At 67.1% G+C, this 17,847-nt stretch carries 14 protein-coding genes and 1 rRNA gene; all 15 read left to right on the top strand.

The window, feature by feature from the left end; all coding sequences use genetic code 11:
* Positions 1-13 precede the first annotated feature (13 nt).
* The 15 genes from rrf to LW840_RS02080 all read left to right on the top strand — a co-directional run bounded on the left by rrf (position 14) and on the right by LW840_RS02080 (position 17,844).
* Positions 14-130 (top strand): 5S ribosomal RNA (rrf, locus tag LW840_RS02150).
* Positions 131-168: 38 nt separating this feature from the next.
* Positions 169-1,104 (top strand): GTPase Era, encoded by a 936-nt coding sequence (gene era, locus LW840_RS02145; protein ID WP_291276320.1) that lies wholly within the window; start codon positions 169-171, stop codon positions 1,102-1,104.
* Between the two features lie 92 nt (positions 1,105-1,196).
* Complete coding sequence (locus LW840_RS02140; RefSeq protein WP_291269680.1) at positions 1,197-2,141, top strand: PorV/PorQ family protein; 945 nt, start codon at positions 1,197-1,199, stop codon at positions 2,139-2,141.
* Positions 2,142-2,191: 50 nt separating this feature from the next.
* The gene (locus LW840_RS02135; RefSeq protein WP_291276319.1) at positions 2,192-3,250 is read left to right on the top strand and encodes a hypothetical protein; all 1,059 of its coding nucleotides are present in this window, start codon (positions 2,192-2,194) and stop codon (positions 3,248-3,250) included.
* A 230-nt stretch (positions 3,251-3,480) separates the two neighbouring features.
* Complete coding sequence (locus LW840_RS02130; protein WP_291276318.1) at positions 3,481-4,503, top strand: GGDEF domain-containing protein; 1,023 nt, start codon at positions 3,481-3,483, stop codon at positions 4,501-4,503.
* A 689-nt stretch (positions 4,504-5,192) separates the two neighbouring features.
* Positions 5,193-5,531 (top strand): hypothetical protein, encoded by a 339-nt coding sequence (locus tag LW840_RS02125; RefSeq protein WP_291269682.1) that lies wholly within the window; start codon positions 5,193-5,195, stop codon positions 5,529-5,531.
* A 171-nt stretch (positions 5,532-5,702) separates the two neighbouring features.
* Positions 5,703-6,828, top strand: a protein-coding gene (prfB, locus tag LW840_RS02120; RefSeq protein WP_343213665.1) for a peptide chain release factor 2 whose coding sequence is annotated in 2 segments (ribosomal slippage) — positions 5,703-5,765 and positions 5,767-6,828 — 1,125 coding nt in all. Because the reading frame shifts where the segments join, the coding sequence is not laid out codon by codon here.
* Positions 6,825-8,372 carry a lysine--tRNA ligase gene (gene lysS / locus LW840_RS02115; RefSeq protein ID WP_291267800.1) on the top strand — a complete coding sequence of 516 codons (1,548 nt, stop codon included), beginning with the start codon at positions 6,825-6,827 and terminating at the stop codon, positions 8,370-8,372. The genes prfB and lysS overlap by 4 nt, the downstream gene beginning before the upstream one ends.
* Positions 8,373-8,380: 8 nt before the next feature.
* A complete protein-coding gene (locus LW840_RS02110; protein WP_291263815.1) occupies positions 8,381-9,631 on the top strand; it encodes an ABC transporter permease in 1,251 nt (416 codons plus the stop codon).
* Positions 9,624-10,403 carry an ABC transporter ATP-binding protein gene (locus tag LW840_RS02105; RefSeq protein WP_291263816.1) on the top strand — a complete coding sequence of 260 codons (780 nt, stop codon included), beginning with the start codon at positions 9,624-9,626 and terminating at the stop codon, positions 10,401-10,403. The genes LW840_RS02110 and LW840_RS02105 overlap by 8 nt, the downstream gene beginning before the upstream one ends.
* Entirely contained in the window at positions 10,403-10,900 is a 498-nt protein-coding gene (locus LW840_RS02100) for a UvrB/UvrC motif-containing protein (RefSeq protein ID WP_291263817.1), read from the top strand. Before LW840_RS02105 ends, LW840_RS02100 begins: the two co-directional genes overlap by 1 nt.
* Before the next feature lie 10 nt (positions 10,901-10,910).
* Positions 10,911-12,011 (top strand): hypothetical protein, encoded by a 1,101-nt coding sequence (locus tag LW840_RS02095; protein ID WP_291267799.1) that lies wholly within the window; start codon positions 10,911-10,913, stop codon positions 12,009-12,011.
* 28 nt (positions 12,012-12,039) lie between these two features.
* Complete coding sequence (locus LW840_RS02090) at positions 12,040-14,550, top strand: ATP-dependent Clp protease ATP-binding subunit (protein ID WP_291267798.1); 2,511 nt, start codon at positions 12,040-12,042, stop codon at positions 14,548-14,550.
* Between the two features lie 142 nt (positions 14,551-14,692).
* On the top strand, positions 14,693-17,224 hold the full coding sequence (gene bamA / locus LW840_RS02085) for an outer membrane protein assembly factor BamA (protein ID WP_291276317.1): 2,532 nt from the start codon (positions 14,693-14,695) through the stop codon (positions 17,222-17,224).
* A 14-nt stretch (positions 17,225-17,238) separates the two neighbouring features.
* Positions 17,239-17,844, top strand: a complete 606-nt coding sequence (locus tag LW840_RS02080) for an OmpH family outer membrane protein (protein WP_291267796.1) — start codon at positions 17,239-17,241, stop codon at positions 17,842-17,844.
* The last annotated feature ends 3 nt before the right edge of the window (positions 17,845-17,847 follow it).

The raw sequence follows: 17,847 nt of genomic DNA, 5'->3' as shown, positions 1-17,847 counted from the left end.
GGGCCCCCCATTCGCTGGCGACTAGAGCGTCAGGGCCACACCCGTTCCCATCCCGAACACGGTCGTTAAGCCTGATAGCGCCGATGGTACTCCGGGCGAGAGCTCGCGGGAGAGTAGGCCGTCGCCGGCACCCTTTCGAACACCCCGTCACTGTCCACCAGTGGCGGGGTGTTCGTGTTTCCGCTAGCCTTCCACCGCGCCACTCCTCCTCCCGCGCCCATCCGCATGACCAGAGCTGGGATCGTCACTGTCGCCGGTTTCCCCAACGCCGGTAAGTCCACGCTCCTCAACCGCCTCGTCGGCGAAAAACTCGCCATCACCTCGAGCAAACCACAAAGCACCAGGCACCGCATCGTCGGCATCAGAACCGAGGGCGAAGCCCAAATGGTCATCCTCGATACCCCGGGCCTCCTCGAGCCCAAGGACACCCTCCACAGCGCCATGCGCAACGCGGCCCTCGCCGCCGTGCGCGATGCCGATGTCCTCGTCCACGTCGTCGATGCCACCGCCCGCGTGCCCGAGTCCTTTCAGGCCGCCGCACAACTCGAGCACCCGCCGCGCGCCCACGTCGTGCTGGCGCTCAACAAGCTCGATCAGCTCTCCCGCCCACAACGCGAACAACTCGCCGCCGCGCACCCCGACGCGATCTTCCTCAGCGCCGCTACGGGAGAGGGGCTCGACGCACTCGTGGCTGCGGTCACCGCCGCGCTGCCCGTCAGTCCGTACCTCTACCCCGACGACGACATCTCCACACAGCCCGTGCGCTTCTTCTGCGCGGAGTTCGTGCGCGAGACCGCGCTCGAGCAGCTTGGCGACGAACTGCCCCACGCGCTCGCCTGCGAAATCGAGGAGTTCCGCGAAGGTTCGTCACCACTGTACATTCGTGCGGTCCTGCATGTCGAACGTGACAGCCAAAAGCGCATCGTGATCGGAGCAAACGGTCAGCAAATCAAGAAGCTGGGACGCAGCGCGCGAGAGAAGATCGAGCGCTTCGTCGGCGAACCCGTCTATCTCGATCTCTGGGTGAAAGTGCTGCCGAACTGGCGCAAGAACCGGAGCGCGGTGCTCCGCCTCGGCTACGGCGAACCGAACACGCGCGGGTGATGCGGCGATCCCGAACGCGTCGTGGCGTCCGCGGCGCACCAGCGGCGGAGTCCCCATCCTGGTCGCTACTCGGGGGGATCCTCCGCTGCGCCATGGCGACCGTGCTCCTGCTGGGCATGGCCGGCACCGAGGCCGCGGCCCAGAACGGCGGGCTGTTTCTGCTGGTGCCCTTCGGCGCCCGTGCCGTGGGGCAGGGCGAGGCCGTGGTTGCCGATACCACCCTGGGGACCGAAGGCATGTGGTGGAATGCCGCGGCGCTGGCGCGTCTCAAGAAGAAGGAGGTGGCCATTCACCATTCCCAAACGGTGATCGCCACCAGTGACATGCTCACGTTCGCCTTTCCGTCGAAGGTCCTCGGCACGCTTGCTGCCTCGGCCTTCCTCGTGAACTATGGCGACCAGCAGGCGACCGATGCGCAAACGGGCACGCCCATTGGCACCATTACCAACCGCAACTACCAGCTGGCGCTTTCTTACGCGACCCCCGTCGGGGCGCGCTTCAATGCCGGACTGACGTACAAGTTCGTCATGCTGCGCTTCCAGTGCAGCGGCGTCTGTGGCGCCATCCCCATCATCAGTGGCTCCACCAGCGCGCTCGATCTTGGCGCACAATACGTATTGCCCACCCGCCTCCCGGTCACGGTCGCCGCCTCGGTGCGCAACCTCGGTCCGGCCCTGCAGGTCAGGGACGCGGAGCAGGCCGACCCCCTCCCGCGCGTCATTCAGGTGGGCGCACGAGTGCGCGTGCCCATCAAGGCGCTCGAACGCTCCAAGGCCACCCTCGATGCGACCACCGACCTGATCAGCGCGCCGGCGCTCGGGGGCGGTGCCGGCGGTATCGGTGTGGCGTTGGGGTACCGGGAGCAGGCATTCGTGCGCGCCGGGTACAAGGTGCAGCAGGGGCAGGGATCGGGGCCGTCGGTTGGCCTCGGCTTTCAGCGCGGCGGATTCGGCGTGGACATCGCCCGCCGCTTCGACGCCCTGTCGGCGCAGCTCGGCGAGCCACCGACCTACGTGTCGATCCGGGCGCGCTTCTGATGCAACGTGTGCGCGGATCCTGCGGCGCCCCCGGCGCACGACCATCCGGCATGGTGTACGGTCCCGGTCGGTCCAGCCTGCGACAGCGCACCCTGGCCGGCCTGTTCGCGGTGCTCCTGAAGGCAGGCAACCTGTGGGCGCAATCCGCCCAATCGGCGCCCCCGGTGACGCCGGTGACGCCGGTGGCATATGGCACCGAGGGGCAGGGCATGGTGGCGCTCCGGCGCCCCGTGACCCCGTTGGCCCTTCTCGCGCCCCGAAGCGACCAGGGCGTCGATACCGCTGGGGTGGCCGCTGGTGTCGTCGCAGGCGTTGGCCGCGTCATCGGGAGTCCAGCGGGGAGTTTGGGCGCACCCGCACTACTGCGTGCCGACCCTTCCAGGGGACCGGCCCCCTGGTGGGCTCCGGTTGCGTCCCTGGCCATCCCGGGATCCGGACAGTTCGCCTTGCGTCAGCAGCGGAGTGTGGCGTATCTGGTCGCCGAAGTGTTCCTGCTCGTGCAGTACGTCTCGGCACAGCGCGACGGCGATCGGGAACGGACTGCGTATCGGGAACTCGCGAAGAACGTGGCCCGCAAGCCATTCGGGGGCACCCAGCCCGGGACGTGGGACTACTATGAGCGTCTCGAGCAATTCCTCGAGAGTGGGGCGTATGATCGCATACCGGGCGGGGGGCTCGATCCGGAGCTCGACGCGAGCACATTCAACGGCGCACGCTGGCGCCTGGCCCGCGAGACCTTCTGGCGCAACCCCGACGTCGCACCGGCGGTCTCCAGCGCCGAGTATCAGCGCGCCCTCGATTTCTACCGGCGGACGGCGGTGGGTGAGGCGTTCCGCTGGAGCTGGTTCGATGCGACGCTCGAGCAGGACGTCTATGTCCAGACCATTCGCAGCGCGAACCGCAGCTATCAGCGCGCGGTAAACGTGCTGGGCGCGGTGGCCATGAACCACCTGGCCAGTCTCATCGACGGCTACGTGAGCGTGCGCATCCGTCGCTACGGGGGCGTGCAGGTGGCCGGGTTCACCCTCGATGGCCTGCAGGTGACCTACCAGCCGGCGCTCGGCGCGCCCGCGGGGAGTATGCAAACCGGGCTGCGCTTCACGCGCTGAGACGCACGGGGACCGTTCCGCCGTGGGCACCCGGAGGCATGCCGCCGGTCGAATGGGCAGGAAACGACGCACTTTGTGACGGTGGTCACGTCGTGCCGAAGCGCGGCGCATGATCGTCAGTGGAGTGCGCACGAGTCCGGCCGCGGTACCCGCCAGTGACCGCACCGTGCCTCCACCGTCCGTCCTGCTCTCGGCATGCAAACGGGCGATGTGGCCCCAGCCCCTCGACGATGACGCTCACCATCAACGATCAGAGCGCTGTTCAGCTGTCGGTGCGCCCCGTTTTGCCGGCATGGCTCACGTCGTGGTGGTCGACCTACGCTGGCGCCTGCCGCACGACGCATGACGCAGGCGACGTCATGGACATGGCCCTCAAGACCCGCCCACGCCTGATCGTGCTCGATGGCTGCGGCGTGCCGGCGTGGACGACGGAGGTGCTCGACGTCTGCCGCCGGCTGAAGCGCGATGGGTTCACGGGTATCGTCCCCGTGTTCGTGATCGTGCCATCCGAGGCGTTCGCGGCGGCCTTCGTGGCTGGTGCCGACGAGGTCGTGCGTGACGACGTGGAGTCGGACGAGGCGCTGGCGCGACTGGGGGCCATGCTGCGGCGCAGCGACCGCGATACCGATGTGCACCCGTCAACCCGGCTTCCCGGGGCCCGTGAAATCGAGGCCGAACTGGAGCGGCGGGTGCGGAGCGGGGACAAGTTCGCGGCCTGTTACGCCGACCTCGATCACTTCAAGGAGTTCAACGACCGGTACGGGTACCACCATGGCGACCAGGTCATCCGCCTGGTGGCCCGTATTCTCCACGACGTGGTCAAGGGGCTCTGTGGCGAGGACGGCTTCGTCGGGCACATCGGGGGGGACGACTTCCTGTACACCATCCCGCTGCCGGCCGTCCCCCGGGTTTGTGACGAAGTGGTGCACGTGTTTGACGAATTGATTCCATGGCAGTATTCCGACCAGGACCGTCGTGTAGGATATTTCTTCGGCAAGGATCGGCGTGGGCAGTTGCACCGGGTGCCGTTGATGACGCTCTCGGTGGGAGTGGTCACGAACCAGCGGCGTCACTTCACGCGCGGTATCGAGGTCAGCGAGTTGGCGACGGAAATGAAGAGTTATGCGAAGACGTTGCCCGGCTCCGTGTGGGCCGTGGACCGCCGACGGGATGAGCCGGCAACGGTCTCGGCAACCGGCGGTGGGCTCGGGCGTGAGCAGGTGGACCAGCGTTCGGCGGGAGGCGCGTCATGACAGTCTCATGTCCGGAGTGCCGGTCGGTTTTTCGCGTGGACCCGGCCAAAGTGCCGGCGACGGGCGTGCGCGCCCGGTGCTCGGTGTGCGGCGGCGTCATGGCGATCGCCGGTGGCACGCTGCCCGTGGCGGTGACGCCCTTGGGCGGCAGTTCCGGGGGGCCGGCCTTGAGCGGCGGCGTATCGCGGGCCACTCCGGCCGCGGTGACGGTGTCTGCTGCCGTATCCGGTGCAGCCTCCGCGCAGCCTGTACCGGCGGGAACGCCGCTGAGCGCGGCGCCTGCGGTTGCTCCCGGTCTGGCGCCGTCCACTGACACCCCGGCGGATGCGCCGACTGAAGCGCCGGCTGCGCCGACGCCACGGTACGCGGCCGCTGCTCGGCTCACCCCCGTTGCCTCCCGCACACCGGTCGCGGCGCGGGCTGTGGTGCCTACCCCCGGCGTGGGGCAGCCAGCGGCAGTCCCCCGTACCCCCACTCCGCACGCGTCGATGGCCCCAAGCCCCGACGCCGTGCCGGTGAGTTTCCCACTGGCTGGCATTCGCACGCCGGCCGCGTCTGCCACTCCCGTGCGATCGGCGGCAGCGGTTCCCGCGCCAGCTTTCCCCGGGGCCATCCCGACCCCCGCTTCCGTCCCCACGCCGGTGTCCGTGGGCGCAGGGACAGGGACGGTGGCAGGGGCGGCGCCGCGGGTGTCCACGGCCGCGCCGACGCCGGCGTGGCAGGCGCCGAGTGTCGCCGCGCCCACCCCGGCAGGCGGCCGCGCACCCATCAATCCGTTCCTGCGAGCCGATCCGTCCCAGCGAGCACGTCGGCTTGCCCGGGCCCTCGTCTCCGACCTCGTGGCGTACCATCCGCAGAAGCGGGAGGAAGGATTGCGGGACGGCACACTTCGCCAGCTCTTTCGCGAAGAGATCAAGAAGAGCTACGAGGAGTACGTCGAACAGGTGGGGCGTGAGCAGGCGGAAGCCGCTCCGCACTTCCAGGACGCGCTCAACGACATTCTCGCCGGTGGTCGCCGCCTGTTCTGAGCGGCAGGCATGGCGTGCCGGGGCGGCACGGCGACGATGCGGCCGCACCGCACTGTTCCGGGACTGCGGGACCCGATAGCTTTCCGCCATACAGCGTGGGTCACGCAACGGGCACATCTCGGGCCGCTTTCCCCCTGCGGAAGGCGGCCCGCGTCGTACATGGAGAACGGCATGCAGGACGGGGAACGGCTGAAGGTGCTGGCGCGGTCGGAAGAGCGCCTTGCGGACATGCGGAGGTATCTTTGACGTCGAATCGAAGCGATCGACGCTGAACGCCTACGAAGAGGAGATGGCGGACGCGGCGTTCTGGAATGATCAGGACCACGCGCGTGACATCGTGCAGCAGGTGAAGGTGCTCAAGGGCTGGGTGGAGCCGATGGATTCGCTCACCGCCCGCATCGAGAGTGCGCGCGAGCTCGACGAGCTGTTGGCGCTGGAACCCGATGAGAGCATGTACAAGGACCTCGATCAGGAGGTGCAGCGCATCCTCGCCGATCTCGAGGCGTTCGAGCTCAAGTCGCTGTTGCGTGGCAAAGACGACTTTCGCGACGCGCAGGTGGAGATCTCGGCGGGTGCCGGCGGGACGGAGGCGCAGGACTGGGCCAGCATGCTGCTGCGCCTCTATACGCGCTGGGCGGAACGCAAGGGATTCGAGATCGAAATGCTCGATCTCTCCGAGGGAGAAGAAGCCGGCATCAAGGGGGCGGTGCTCGAGATCAAGGGGCAGTACGCCTACGGATTCCTGCGCCCCGAATCCGGGGTGCATCGGCTCGTGCGCATCTCGCCATTCGACTCGCAGGCTCGCCGGCATACCAGTTTTGCCTCGGTCTTCGTGTACCCGGTGGTGAACGAGGAGATCAACATCGAGATCCGTGAGGAAGACCTGCGGATCGACGTGTACCGGGCCTCGGGGGCCGGCGGTCAGCACGTCAACAAGACCTCGTCGGCCGTGCGCATCACCCACGTGCCCACGGGCATCGTGTGCGCATCCCAGCAGGAGCGGTCACAGTTCAAGAACAAGGCCACGGCCATGAAGCAGCTCAAGAACCGCCTGTACCAGCTCGAAGCGGACAAGCAGGCGGCGGTCAAGGCGGCGTTCGATGCGAACAAGCAGGATGTGACGTTCGGCAGTCAGATTCGCAGCTATGTCTTCCAGCCCTACACGATGGTCAACGACCACCGCACCGAACTCAAGATCGCCGACGTGCAGAAGGTGATGGACGGCGACATCGACCCGTTCATACAGGCGTATCTGAAGGCCGAGAGCGAAAGTGGCGCCCAGGGCGGTGTGTCATGAGTGCGGACTCGACACCGGGGAGCGCCGAGTCGCAGGCCGACGGGGCGGCGGAGCCGCGGCAGGAGCTCAACTTTCTCATGCAGGCGCGCCGCGAGAAGCTCGAGCGGTTGCGTGCCGCCGGGGTGGAACCGTTCGGCTACTCCTTCGATCGCTCACATACGGCCACCGAAGCGGTAGCGGCGCTCGGTGACGCCGATGAGGGGCCGACGGTCACCGTCGCCGGCCGGCTGGTCTCCTGGCGCAGCCAGGGGAAGACGGCGTTTGCGCATCTGGCCGACATGGACGGACGCGTGCAGCTGTACTTCCGCCGCGACGAGATCGGCGACGAGGTGTTCGCCCAGCTGGCCGAGTACGATCTTGGTGACTGGGTCGGGGTGCGCGGGGCCATGATGCGCACGCGGACGGGGGAGGCCACCGTGAAGGTGAGCCACGTCGAGTTGCTCGCGAAGTCGCTCCGTCCCTTGCCGCTTGGCAAGGAGCAGATGGTGGACGGCACGCTTGTCCGCTATTCGGCCTTCAGCGACACCGAACAGCGGGCGCGTCAGCGCTACGCCGACCTCGCGGTGCATCCGGAGGTCCGGGCGCTCTTTCGCGCGCGCTCGGTGTTGACGCGGGCCATTCGATCCCACCTCGACGGGCTCGGGTATCTCGAAGTCGAAACGCCGGTACTGCAGCCGCTGTACGGCGGCGCCGCCGCCCGGCCGTTCATCACGCACCACAACACGCTCGACATGCCGCTGTATCTGCGCATCGCCGACGAGTTGTATCTCAAGCGCCTCATCGTGGGCGGCTTCGAGCGGGTGTACGAGATCGGCCATGACTTCCGCAACGAAGGCATCGACCGGACACACAATCCGGAATTCACGATGCTGGAGTTCTACGAGGCATTTGCCGATTACCGCACGATGATGTCGCGGGTGGAATCGCTGCTGGTGAATGCAGCCGACGCGGTGCGCGCCATCCCGCTGGTGGGGGAGAAGGTCCCCACGCTGGTCACGCCGTTCCCGCGGATCGAGTGGGTGCCCAGCCTGTCGCAGGCGGCGGGCGTCGAGGTGATGGCGGTCAGCGATGCCGAGCTCCGCACGCTGGCCGAACGCATCGGCGTGCCGAAGGTGGCCACGCTGAGCCGGCCGAAGGTGCTCGACGAGATGTTCCAGGAACTCGTGGAATCGAAGATTCAGGTCCCCACCTTCGTGGTGGACTATCCCAAGGAGCTCTCGCCGCTGGCCAAGCCGAAGCGCGGGGGGCCTGCCGGCATTACCGAGCGTTTCGAGCTGTTCGCGCGCGGCAAGGAACTGGCCAACGCCTTCTCCGAGCTCAACGATCCCATCGACCAGCGCGAGCGCTTCGAGGCTCAGGCGGCACTACGTGCGGCCGGTGACGACGAAGCGAGCGGGGTGGACGAGGATTACCTGCGTGCCATGGAGTACGGCATGCCACCCACCGGCGGCGTGGGGATCGGCATCGACCGGTTGTTCATGTACCTCACGGACACGCCGAACATCCGCGACGTGATCCTGTTTCCCACGATGCGCCCAGAGTAGTCGGCCCCGTGAAGGAGCTCGAACTCGCCATCGCCTGGCGGTATCTGCGGAGCCGCCGTGGCTCCCGGCTGCTGTCGCTCATCAGCGTGATCGCCATTGGCGGCGTGCTGGTGGGCGTGAGCGCGCTCATCGTCATCATGGGCGTCATGAACGGACTGCAGCGTGACTTGCGCGAGAAGATCCTCGTGGGCAGCCCCGACGTGCGCGTGTTGCCGTACGGGTCGGACATGCGCATGCCGAACTGGGCGGAGATCCTCACGCGCGTGCAGCGCGTGCCGGGGGTGATGGAAGCGGCGCCTTTCGTCCAGACACAGGGATTGGTGCGCAACCTGGGTGGCTACATGGTGGGCACCCAGGTGGTGGGGATCGTACCCACGGGGCGCGCCGGTGACCGGGTGACCACCATTCGCCAGCACGCCATTCTTGGCGACTTCACGTTCGCCCGCGACAGCGTGGCACTTCCCGGGGCGGTGCTGGGCAAGTTGCTGGCTTCCAAGTTGAACGCCTTTCCCGGCGATACGGTGGTGTTGCTCGGGGCCGCCGGCCTCGACATGAACGCCGCCACCGGAGCGCTCGTCCCCCGGGCGGACAGCGTCGTCGTCTCCGGCGTCTTCGAGACGGGGATGTACGAGTACGATGACGCGTATCTGTATCTGTCACTCGAGGCGGCCCAGCGCTTCGCGGGATACGGCACCGACGTCACGGGGCTCGAGGTGCGGGCCAGGGACCGGTGGCAGGCGCCCCTGGTGGCCGATTCGCTCCGGAGCCAGCTCGAGTCGTCCGTGCGCACCATGGATTGGCAGGAGCAGAACCGCTCGCTCTTTCAGGCGCTCAAGCTCGAGAAGCTTGGCATGGGGGTGATCCTGCTGCTCATCGTGGTGGTGGCCGCGTTCAACATCGTGAGCACGCTCACCATGGTCGTGGCCGACAAGACGCGGGAAATCGGCATTCTGCGCGCCATGGGGATGCCGGCCGCCTCCATCCGGCGCATCTTTCTCTATCAGGGCACCGTCGTGGGCGCCGTCGGCACGCTTGGCGGGCTGGTGCTTGGTCTCGTGGTGGCCGTGCTCCTCGAGAGGTATCGCCTCATCGCGCTCGACCCGAGCGTGTACTTCATCGATCACCTGCCGGTGGCCATCCAGCCGCTCGACGTGGTGATGATCGTGGTGGCCAGCGTCGCCATCGCTGCGCTCGCCACGTTGTATCCGGCGAAGCAGGCGGCGAATCTCTACCCGGTCGAGGCAATCCGGCATGAATGACACGGTCGAGGGGGGCGGTGCAACGCTGCAGGCGGCGGGCGTCACGCCCGTGACCGCGCCGGCGCCCCGGCCCGGCGAGCCGGTTCTCGAGGGGGAGGGGCTGGTCAAGGAGTATCGGGGCGGGGACGGCGGCATCATCCGCGTGCTCGACCACGTCTCCATCGCCGTGCGGCGCGGGGAAATGGTGGCCATTGTGGGGGAGAGCGGCGCCGGCAAGAGCACCCTCCTGCACGTCCTGGGGGCGCTGGAACGGCCCTCGGCGGGACGCATCCGGTTGGCGGGGCAGGCGGTGGAGGGGCTGACGGAGGGAACGCTGGATGCGCTCAGGAACCGCACCGTCGGGTTCGTGTTTCAGTTCCATCACCTGCTGCGGGAGTTCTCGGCGCTCGAGAACGTCATGATGCCGCTGCGTATCGCCGGCGAGACGCTGGCATCGGCCCGCGAGCGGGCGGGCGTCCTGCTCGAGCGCGTCGGCCTGGCGTCGCGGCTGCATCATCGTCCGGGCGCGCTGTCCGGCGGCGAGCAGCAACGTACGGCCGTGGCGCGGGCCCTTGCGGCACGGCCGTCGGTCCTGCTGGCCGACGAGCCGAGTGGCAATCTGGATCGGTACAACGCGGAGGCGCTGCACGATCTGTTCGCCGAGCTGGCCCGTGATCAGTCGCTGGGGTTGGTGGTCGTCACCCACAACCAGTCCCTGGCATCGCGGGCCGACCGGGTTCTATCGTTGGGAGGAGGTCGGTTGGTGCAGTCGGACGTTCACGGGGGTGGCTGATGCTGTGCGACAACTGCAAGGAACGGGATGCGGTCGTGCACCTGACACGGATCGTGGACAACGCGGTCACGCAGCTGCACCTGTGCGAGAAGTGCGCGGCAGCCAAGGGGGTGGAAACGACCCTCTCCGTTCCGCAGCATCCGCTGGGGGACATTCTGCAGGCGGTCCAGCAGCAGGCGGCGAGCACGAGCGAAGACGCGGCCGCCTGCGCGTTCTGTGGGGCAACGGCGCGGGACTTTCGCGCGACCGGGCGTCTGGGGTGCCCCCACTGCTACGACGCCATGGAGCGCAGCCTGCGCGAGCTGTTGCGGCGCCTGCACGGCAGCTCGCGGCATGTGGGGCAGCGCTACGAAACGCCAGTGGCCCATATGGTCGACAAGCCCGATACGCTGCACGATCTGCGCGACCGTTTGCGGCGCGCCATCGCGAACGAGCAGTTCGAGGTGGCGGCCGAGTTGCGTGATCGCATCAAGGCGCTCGACACGGAGTCGGTATGAGGACCACGACATGACGGCGCCCCGGCCGGGACTCGATCTGTCGCTGCTGCCGGACGGTGGCGTGCGCTGGCTCGACGCGTCGGGACCGCACAGCGACGTGGTGATCTCCACCCGCATCCGGCTGGCGCGCAACGTGTCGGGGTATGCGTTCACCGGGCGGGCACGGGAGGGGGAGCGTCTGCGCATGCTGGCGCAGGTCCGCGACGCCCTGGGTGCGGTACCGGCGCTCAGTGGGAGCCTCCTGCTGCGGCTCGACGACCTGCCGCTGGTGGACCGGCAACTGCTGCACGAGCGGCACCTGGTCAGCAAGGAGCTGGCGGGACTCGACGCCCAGCATCCGGTGCGGGGCGGGGCGGCGGTCTTCGTTGGGGAGTCGGTCGGCCTGCTCGTGAACGAGGAAGACCATCTGCGGCTGCAGGCCCTGCGCAGCGGCTTCGCCGTGCCCCAGGCGTTCGAGGGGGTCAGTCGTCTCGACCGGGAGCTGGGCGCGCAGGTGCCCTACGCCTTCCATCGGGAGTTCGGCTTCCTGACCGCCTGTCCCACGAATGCGGGCACCGGCTTGCGGGCATCGGTGTTGATCCATCTGCCGGGGTTGGTGCTCACGAAGGAGATCGGCAAGGTGCTGGCCGGTCTTCAGCAGATGGGACTCACCTACCGTGGCCTGTATGGCGAAGGGAGCGAAGTCGTCGGCAATTTCTTCCAGTTGTCGAACCAGACGACGCTTGGCCGGTCCGAGGAGGAGTTGCAGGATCTGTTGGTCCGCGTGGTCCGGCATGTGATCGAGCGCGAGGAAGAGGCGCGGCGTGTGCTGGTTCGGGACGCGGGCTATATTATCGAGGACAAGCTGTGGCGGGCGTACGGGACGTTGCGGTACGCGCGCAGCCTCACGTTCGACGAGGCGATGAACTACCTGAGTGGCGTTCGTCTGGCGGTCGGCCTGAAACTGATCACCGGGCTCAGTGTATACACACTCAACAAGCTCCTGATCTTTGCCCAGTCGGCTCACCTCGCTCATCTCGAGGGACGGGGGCTGACGGATAGCGAGACCAACGTGGCGCGCGCGCGATACGTGCGTCAGGTATTGGTGAGCGAAGGCGGCGGCGTCGAATGATCCGCTTCTCAACGACCCTGAGGGTGCGATGAACGGCTACAACTTCACCGAGCGGGTGCGGAAGGTCCTTGCGATGGCACGCGAGGAGGCAGCACGCCTGCACCACGAGTATGTGGGCACGGAGCACATTCTGCTCGGGCTCATCCGTGAGGGTGAGGGCGTTGCGGCGGCGGTGCTGCAAAACCTCAACGTCGACCTCGACGACGTGACCCAGAAGATTGAGGACACGGTCAAGAAGGGGAAGGCGGCACAGGCCACCGGCCCCGACCTGCCGTACACGTCGCGCGCCAAGAAGGTGCTGGAACTGGCCATGGCCGAAGCGCGCGACCTCAACCACAGCTATGTCGGGACGGAGCATCTGCTGTTGGGGCTGCTTCGGGAAGAAAAGGGGATCGCCGCCCAGGTGCTGACCGATGCGGGGGTCAACCTCGAGGCGGCGCGCGCGGAAACGCTGCGCCTGCTGGGGACGGAGTTGCCACCGGGCGGGCAGCAGGCGGCGCCGGAGAAGGCCAGTACGGGCGCGCCGCCGTCGGCGGGCCAGGCGAAGGGGGAAAAGAAGTCCAAGACCCCGGCGCTGGATCATTTCTGCCGCGATCTCACGCAGCTCGCGGCCGAAGGACAGCTCGACCCCACCATCGGGCGCGCCAAGGAGATCGAGCGCGTCATGGAAGTGCTGTCGCGTCGCAAGAAGAACAATCCCGTGCTCATCGGCGAACCCGGTGTGGGCAAGACCGCGATCGTTGAAGGGCTGGCCCAGCTGATCGCCAATGGCGAGTGCCCGGAGAACCTGCGCGAGAACCGCGTGCTGTCGCTCGACATGGCGGCCGTGATTGCCGGCACGAAGTACCGTGGGCAGTTCGAAGAGCGCCTCAAGGCGGTCATGAACGAAATCGCGCAGAACAAGCAGGTCATTCTGTTCATCGACGAGCTGCACACGCTCGTGGGGGCAGGCGCGGCCGAAGGCGCGATCGATGCCAGCAACATGCTCAAGCCGGCGCTCGCGCGCGGTGAGCTGCAGTGCGTGGGAGCGTCCACCCTGAACGAGTACCGCAAGTACATCGAGAAGGACGGGGCCCTCGAGCGTCGCTTCCAGACGGTGGTGGTCGACCCGCCGTCGATCGACGAGACCGTGCAGATCCTGCAGGGGCTCCGCAAGAAGTACGAGGATCACCACCGGGTGAACATCCCCGACGAGACGCTGCTGGCGGCCGCGAAGCTCTCGGAGCGCTACATCACGGACCGCTTCCTCCCGGACAAGGCGATCGACGTGATCGACGAAGCCGGTGCCCGCGCCCGTCTGGCGGCCCAGGTGCCGCCGGCGGAGGTGGCCGACCTCAAGGAACAGCTCGAAAAGATCAACCTCGAGAAGGAAGCGGCGGTCCGCGACCAGAACTTCGAACGGGCGGCCTCGCTGCGCGACAACGAGCGCGAGCTGCAGGGCGAGATCCGGCGCAAGCAGGAAGAGTGGGAGCAGCGGCGCCAGTCGTTCCGTCCCACGCTGGGCGAAGAGGAGATCTCGTTCATCGTGAGCCGGTGGACCGGCATTCCGGTGACCAGGCTGCAGGAGGCCGAAACGTCGCGCCTGCTGCGCATGGAAGACGAGTTGCACACCAGCGTCGTGGGGCAGGACGAAGCCATCAAGGCGCTGGCCCGCTCCATCCGGCGCAGCCGTGCCGGGCTCAAGGATCCGCGTCGCCCCATCGGCTCGTTCATCTTCTCCGGTCCCACCGGCGTCGGCAAGACCGAGCTCGCCCGCTCGCTGGCCAAGTTCATGTTTGCCGATGCGTCGGCCCTCATTCGCGTCGACATGAGCGAGTACATGGAGAAGTTCTCCGTGTCGCGCCTCATCGGTGCGCCGCCGGGCTACGTCGGGTACGAGGATTCGGGCACACTCACCAAGGCGGTGCGCCGCAAGCCGTACAGCGTCATCCTGCTCGACGAGATCGAGAAGGCGCACCCGGACGTGTTCAACATCCTGCTGCAGGTGCTCGATGAAGGGCACCTTACCGACAACTACGGACGGGTCATCGACTTCAAGAACACCGTGGTGATCATGACGTCCAACGTGGGCGCCAAGGACATCACGCGCGGCAAGTCGCTGGGCTTTGCCACGAACGATGCGCGCGGGGATTTCGAGCGCATCGCCGACAAGGTGAAGGAGGAGATGGGGCGCGTGTTCAACCCCGAGTTCCTCAACCGTCTCGACGACGTGATCGTGTTCCATCCGCTGGGCAAGGAGCACATCTCGCAGATCGTGTCCATCCTCTTCGCCGACGTCCAGAAGCGGCTGTCGGAAGAGGAAATCACCATCAAGCTCACGTCGGAAGCCACCGAGTTCCTGGTGAACCACGGGCACGATGAGCACTTTGGCGCCCGGCCGCTCAAGCGGGCCATCCAGCGCTATGTCGAGGACCCGCTCTCTGAGAAGCTGCTCATGGGCGAGTTCTCCCGTGGCGACGAGATCGAGGTGGCCGTTTCGACCACCGAGAAGGAGAAGCTCGAGTTCCGCGTGCTCTCGGCCACCCCGCAGGCCAGCTGATCGGCGGCTGCGGGCAACGGTTGGTCGTACCGCGCGTGTCAAACGGCCGGGTCCCCTGCGGGATCCGGCCGTTTTTGCCGGGGGGGAGAATCCGCGCCCGAGGACTCGGCCCTTCCCGCGCACCCGTGTATATTTCGAGGCTATGCTGAAACGCGTTTCCCTGTTTCCCGTCCCTACGGCAGCGCGCCCACTGGCTGCGCGCCTGGGGGCGTTCGTGCGTGCCGCCGGTGCGATGCCCCTGCGCGTCGGCGTGCTGGCTGCCGCCATGCTCACGGCGGCGGCGCCCGCGTCGCTGTCGGCGCAGGAGGTGGCCGGGCGCTGCACGACCACCGATTCGCTCGCGGTGCGGGGCCATGCGCGCGTGAGCGAGGCGCGTATTCGCACGGAGGCGGGGATCGCGAAGGGGGCGACGCTCAACTTCCCCACGCTGCAGCGCACGCTCAAGGCCCTCTACGCCATGGGCGAGTTCGACGACGTGCAGATCCTCTGCGATCTGGAGTCGGTGCCGGGACAGGTGCTGACGGTGGTGCAGGTGCGGGAGCGGCTCATTCTCGGGGACATTACGGTGACCGGGCCCAAGGCCATCTCGGAGCGATCCATCAGGGACAAGGTCGACCTGCTCATCGGCCGGCCCATCGACCCGCTGCAGGTGGCGCGCGCGAAGGCCAAGATCGACTCGGTGTACGAGAATGCCGGCTACTATCTCGCGCAGGTCACGATCGATTCCACCGCCATGAGCGATGGGCGCATTGCCATTGCCTACACCATCGACGAAGGGCGTCGGCTGGCCATCTCGGCCATCGACATCCTCGGCAACCGCTCGGTGCGCGAGAAGACGATCGTGGGGGCGATGAAGACCAAGCCCGAAGGATTCTTCTTCTTCAAGAAGGGCGAGTACGACGACGACAAGTACGTCGGCGACCTGGGCGAGCGCATTCCTGCGCTCTATGCCCGGCTCGGGCATGTGGACGCGCGCATCACCAAGGACACGCTGGTGGTGGACCGCGACAGGGGGAAGGGGCTCGTCCAGATCACCGTCGACGAGGGGCCGCAGTTCCGGGTCGGCAGTTTCGAGATTGCCGGCAACCGGCGCTTCAACACCGAGGATTTGCGCAAGTTCTACCCCTTCGACGGCAACGAGACCAAGACGCTCACGCAGCGCGCCATGGGACTCATCTTCCGTCAGCCGGAAGCCCCGCGCGGGGTGTTCGATCAGGCCAAGTGGGACGCGGCGCTCGAGAAGGTGAACAGCGCGTACCGCGACAACGGCTACCTGTACGCCAGTGTCCGCCCCGTCGTGGAGCGTCGCTACGAAGGCAACGATTCGGTGCCCACCGCCAACCTGCGCTGGGAAATCGACGAAAAGAATCCGGCCATCGTCAATCGCATCGAGATCGTCGGCAACGACTTCACCGCCGATGACTGCATCCGCCGACAGATCTTCCTGGTGCCCGGCGGGCCGTTCAATCAGCAGGCGCTGATTCGGAGCTACCAGAGCATCGGCAACATGAACTTCTTCGAGCAGCCCATGCCGTTTCCGGACTATCGTCCGATCAACGAGCAGGGGGACGTGGACATCGTGTTCCGCGTGAAGGAGAAGCGCACCGGGTCGGTGAACTTCGGCGCCTCCATGGGCCAGGGGGGCGTGGGGTTCGGTGGCTTCATCGGCCTTGAGCAGCCCAATCTCTTCGGCCTGTGCAAGTCGGGGCGCCTCAACTGGCAGTACGGACGATTCTTCAACGACTTCACCGCCACTTACACCGACCCGGCCCTCAAGGGCACGCGTCTGTCGGGCGCCCTCAGCGCCTACCGGACCCAGTCGCGCTTCATTGTCGGCAATCTCGGCCAGAACATCCGGACCGGCTCCCAGTTCCGGCTCGGCCTCCCCACGCCGTGGTCGTACTTCTCCACGGTCGCGGTGTCGTACAACGTCGAGAATGCGACGTTCACGTCGGGCACCCTGGTGGGCAGTTGCTCACGGAACTGCCTGCGCTCCAACGTGGGACTCGAGTATCAGTACGACACCCGCGTGGACATGCCCTTCGCCACCCAGGGGTCGCTGCGCTCGTTGCAACTGGACCTGAGCGGCGGACCCTTTGGCGGGACCGTCAACTTCCAGCGGCTCACCACGGAAATGCGGGGGTATGCCCTGCTGGGGCAGTTCGGCGGCAGCAACCCGGGGTCGCAGCCGATCAAGCTGACGATGGGGCTCACCGCGCGCAGCGGCGCGCTCTTCGGCAACTCGGGCCCGTTCTTCTTCCAGCAGCAATTCGCCGTGGGGGGCGTGATGTTCGGGCAATCGCTCCGCGGGTACCCCGAATTCTCCATCACGCCGCAGGGCTTCAATCCGGGCACCGACCAGTTCCGGTCGGACCCGGCCTCGTTCGGTAACGCGTTCATGACCCTGACCGGAGAAATCGGGCTCCGGTTCAACCAGATGTTCTACTTCAACGTCTTCGCGGACGCCGGGAACAACTGGGCCTCCGCCCGACAGATCAACCCGACCCGCCTCTACCGTTCAGCTGGATTTGGGGTATCTACTGTTACGCCACTCGGTCCACTCGGGCTGGATTTGGCGTACGGCTTTGACCGGCAGGCGGTGGACGTCGTCACGCAGCGGCTCCGGCCGGATCCGCGGTGGCAGTTCCACTTCCGTCTCGGTCAGCTCTTCTAACACAGGACATCACCATGCGCGTGCTCTCGTTTGTCGGTGCCATTGCTCTCGTTGCTGCCGTGCCTTCGCTGGCCACGGCGCAGGCGGCTCAGAAGTTTGCGTTCGTCAACTCGCAGGCGCTGCTCCAGAATGCCCCGGGGCGTGCCGAAGCCGAGGCGTCGTTCGAAAAGGAAATGACGGGCGTCCGTACGCAGCTGGCCAAGCTGCAGGACTCGCTTTCCGCGATGAACGAAGCGTGGGCCAAGGAAGAGCCGACGCTGCAGGGGGCGGCCAAGGAGGCGCGCCTCAAGACGCTGCGTGAGAAGGAGCAGAAGTGGGGCGCCGAGGCCCAGAAGCTCCAGTCGCAGGCGCAGGAGCGTCAGGAAGAGCTGATGCAGCCCATCATGGAAAACTTGCGCAAGGTGCTCGACGACGTGCGCATGGACGGCGGCTACGCCTTCATTTTCGACGTGGCGGCCGGTGCGTTCATCGTGTCGGCGGACAAGAATCTGGACATCACCGACCGCGTGCTCGCCAAGATGCGGTTGGCGGCCCCCCGCGCCGCACCGGCCAAGCCGGCGCCAGCGGCCGGCCCGACGTCGGCCCCGGCTGGCATCACGAAGAAGCCGCCCACGGAGTAAGCG

Source organism: Gemmatimonas sp. (genome assembly GCF_021298855.1).
GTDB lineage: Bacteria > Gemmatimonadota > Gemmatimonadetes > Gemmatimonadales > Gemmatimonadaceae > Gemmatimonas.
The sequence above is the reverse complement of the archived record's forward strand: the minus strand, read 5'-3'. Positions and strand labels throughout refer to the sequence as shown.

What these genes read in the sequence shown, in the direction of transcription:
- LW840_RS02130 (WP_291276318.1), top strand. Translation starts at nt 3,481, where the DNA reads ATGACGCTCACCATCAACGATCAGAGCGCTGTTCAGCTGTCGGTGCGC.
- LW840_RS02090 (WP_291267798.1), top strand. Translation starts at nt 12,040, where the DNA reads ATGAACGGCTACAACTTCACCGAGCGGGTGCGGAAGGTCCTTGCGATG.
- LW840_RS02140 (WP_291269680.1), top strand. Translation starts at nt 1,197, where the DNA reads ATGGCGACCGTGCTCCTGCTGGGCATGGCCGGCACCGAGGCCGCGGCC.
- LW840_RS02105 (WP_291263816.1), top strand. Translation starts at nt 9,624, where the DNA reads ATGAATGACACGGTCGAGGGGGGCGGTGCAACGCTGCAGGCGGCGGGC.
- LW840_RS02095 (WP_291267799.1), top strand. Translation starts at nt 10,911, where the DNA reads ATGACGGCGCCCCGGCCGGGACTCGATCTGTCGCTGCTGCCGGACGGT.
- LW840_RS02080 (WP_291267796.1), top strand. Translation starts at nt 17,239, where the DNA reads ATGCGCGTGCTCTCGTTTGTCGGTGCCATTGCTCTCGTTGCTGCCGTG.
- LW840_RS02135 (WP_291276319.1), top strand. Translation starts at nt 2,192, where the DNA reads ATGGTGTACGGTCCCGGTCGGTCCAGCCTGCGACAGCGCACCCTGGCC.
- LW840_RS02100 (WP_291263817.1), top strand. Translation starts at nt 10,403, where the DNA reads ATGCTGTGCGACAACTGCAAGGAACGGGATGCGGTCGTGCACCTGACA.
- bamA (WP_291276317.1), top strand. Translation starts at nt 14,693, where the DNA reads ATGCTGAAACGCGTTTCCCTGTTTCCCGTCCCTACGGCAGCGCGCCCA.
- lysS (WP_291267800.1), top strand. Translation starts at nt 6,825, where the DNA reads ATGAGTGCGGACTCGACACCGGGGAGCGCCGAGTCGCAGGCCGACGGG.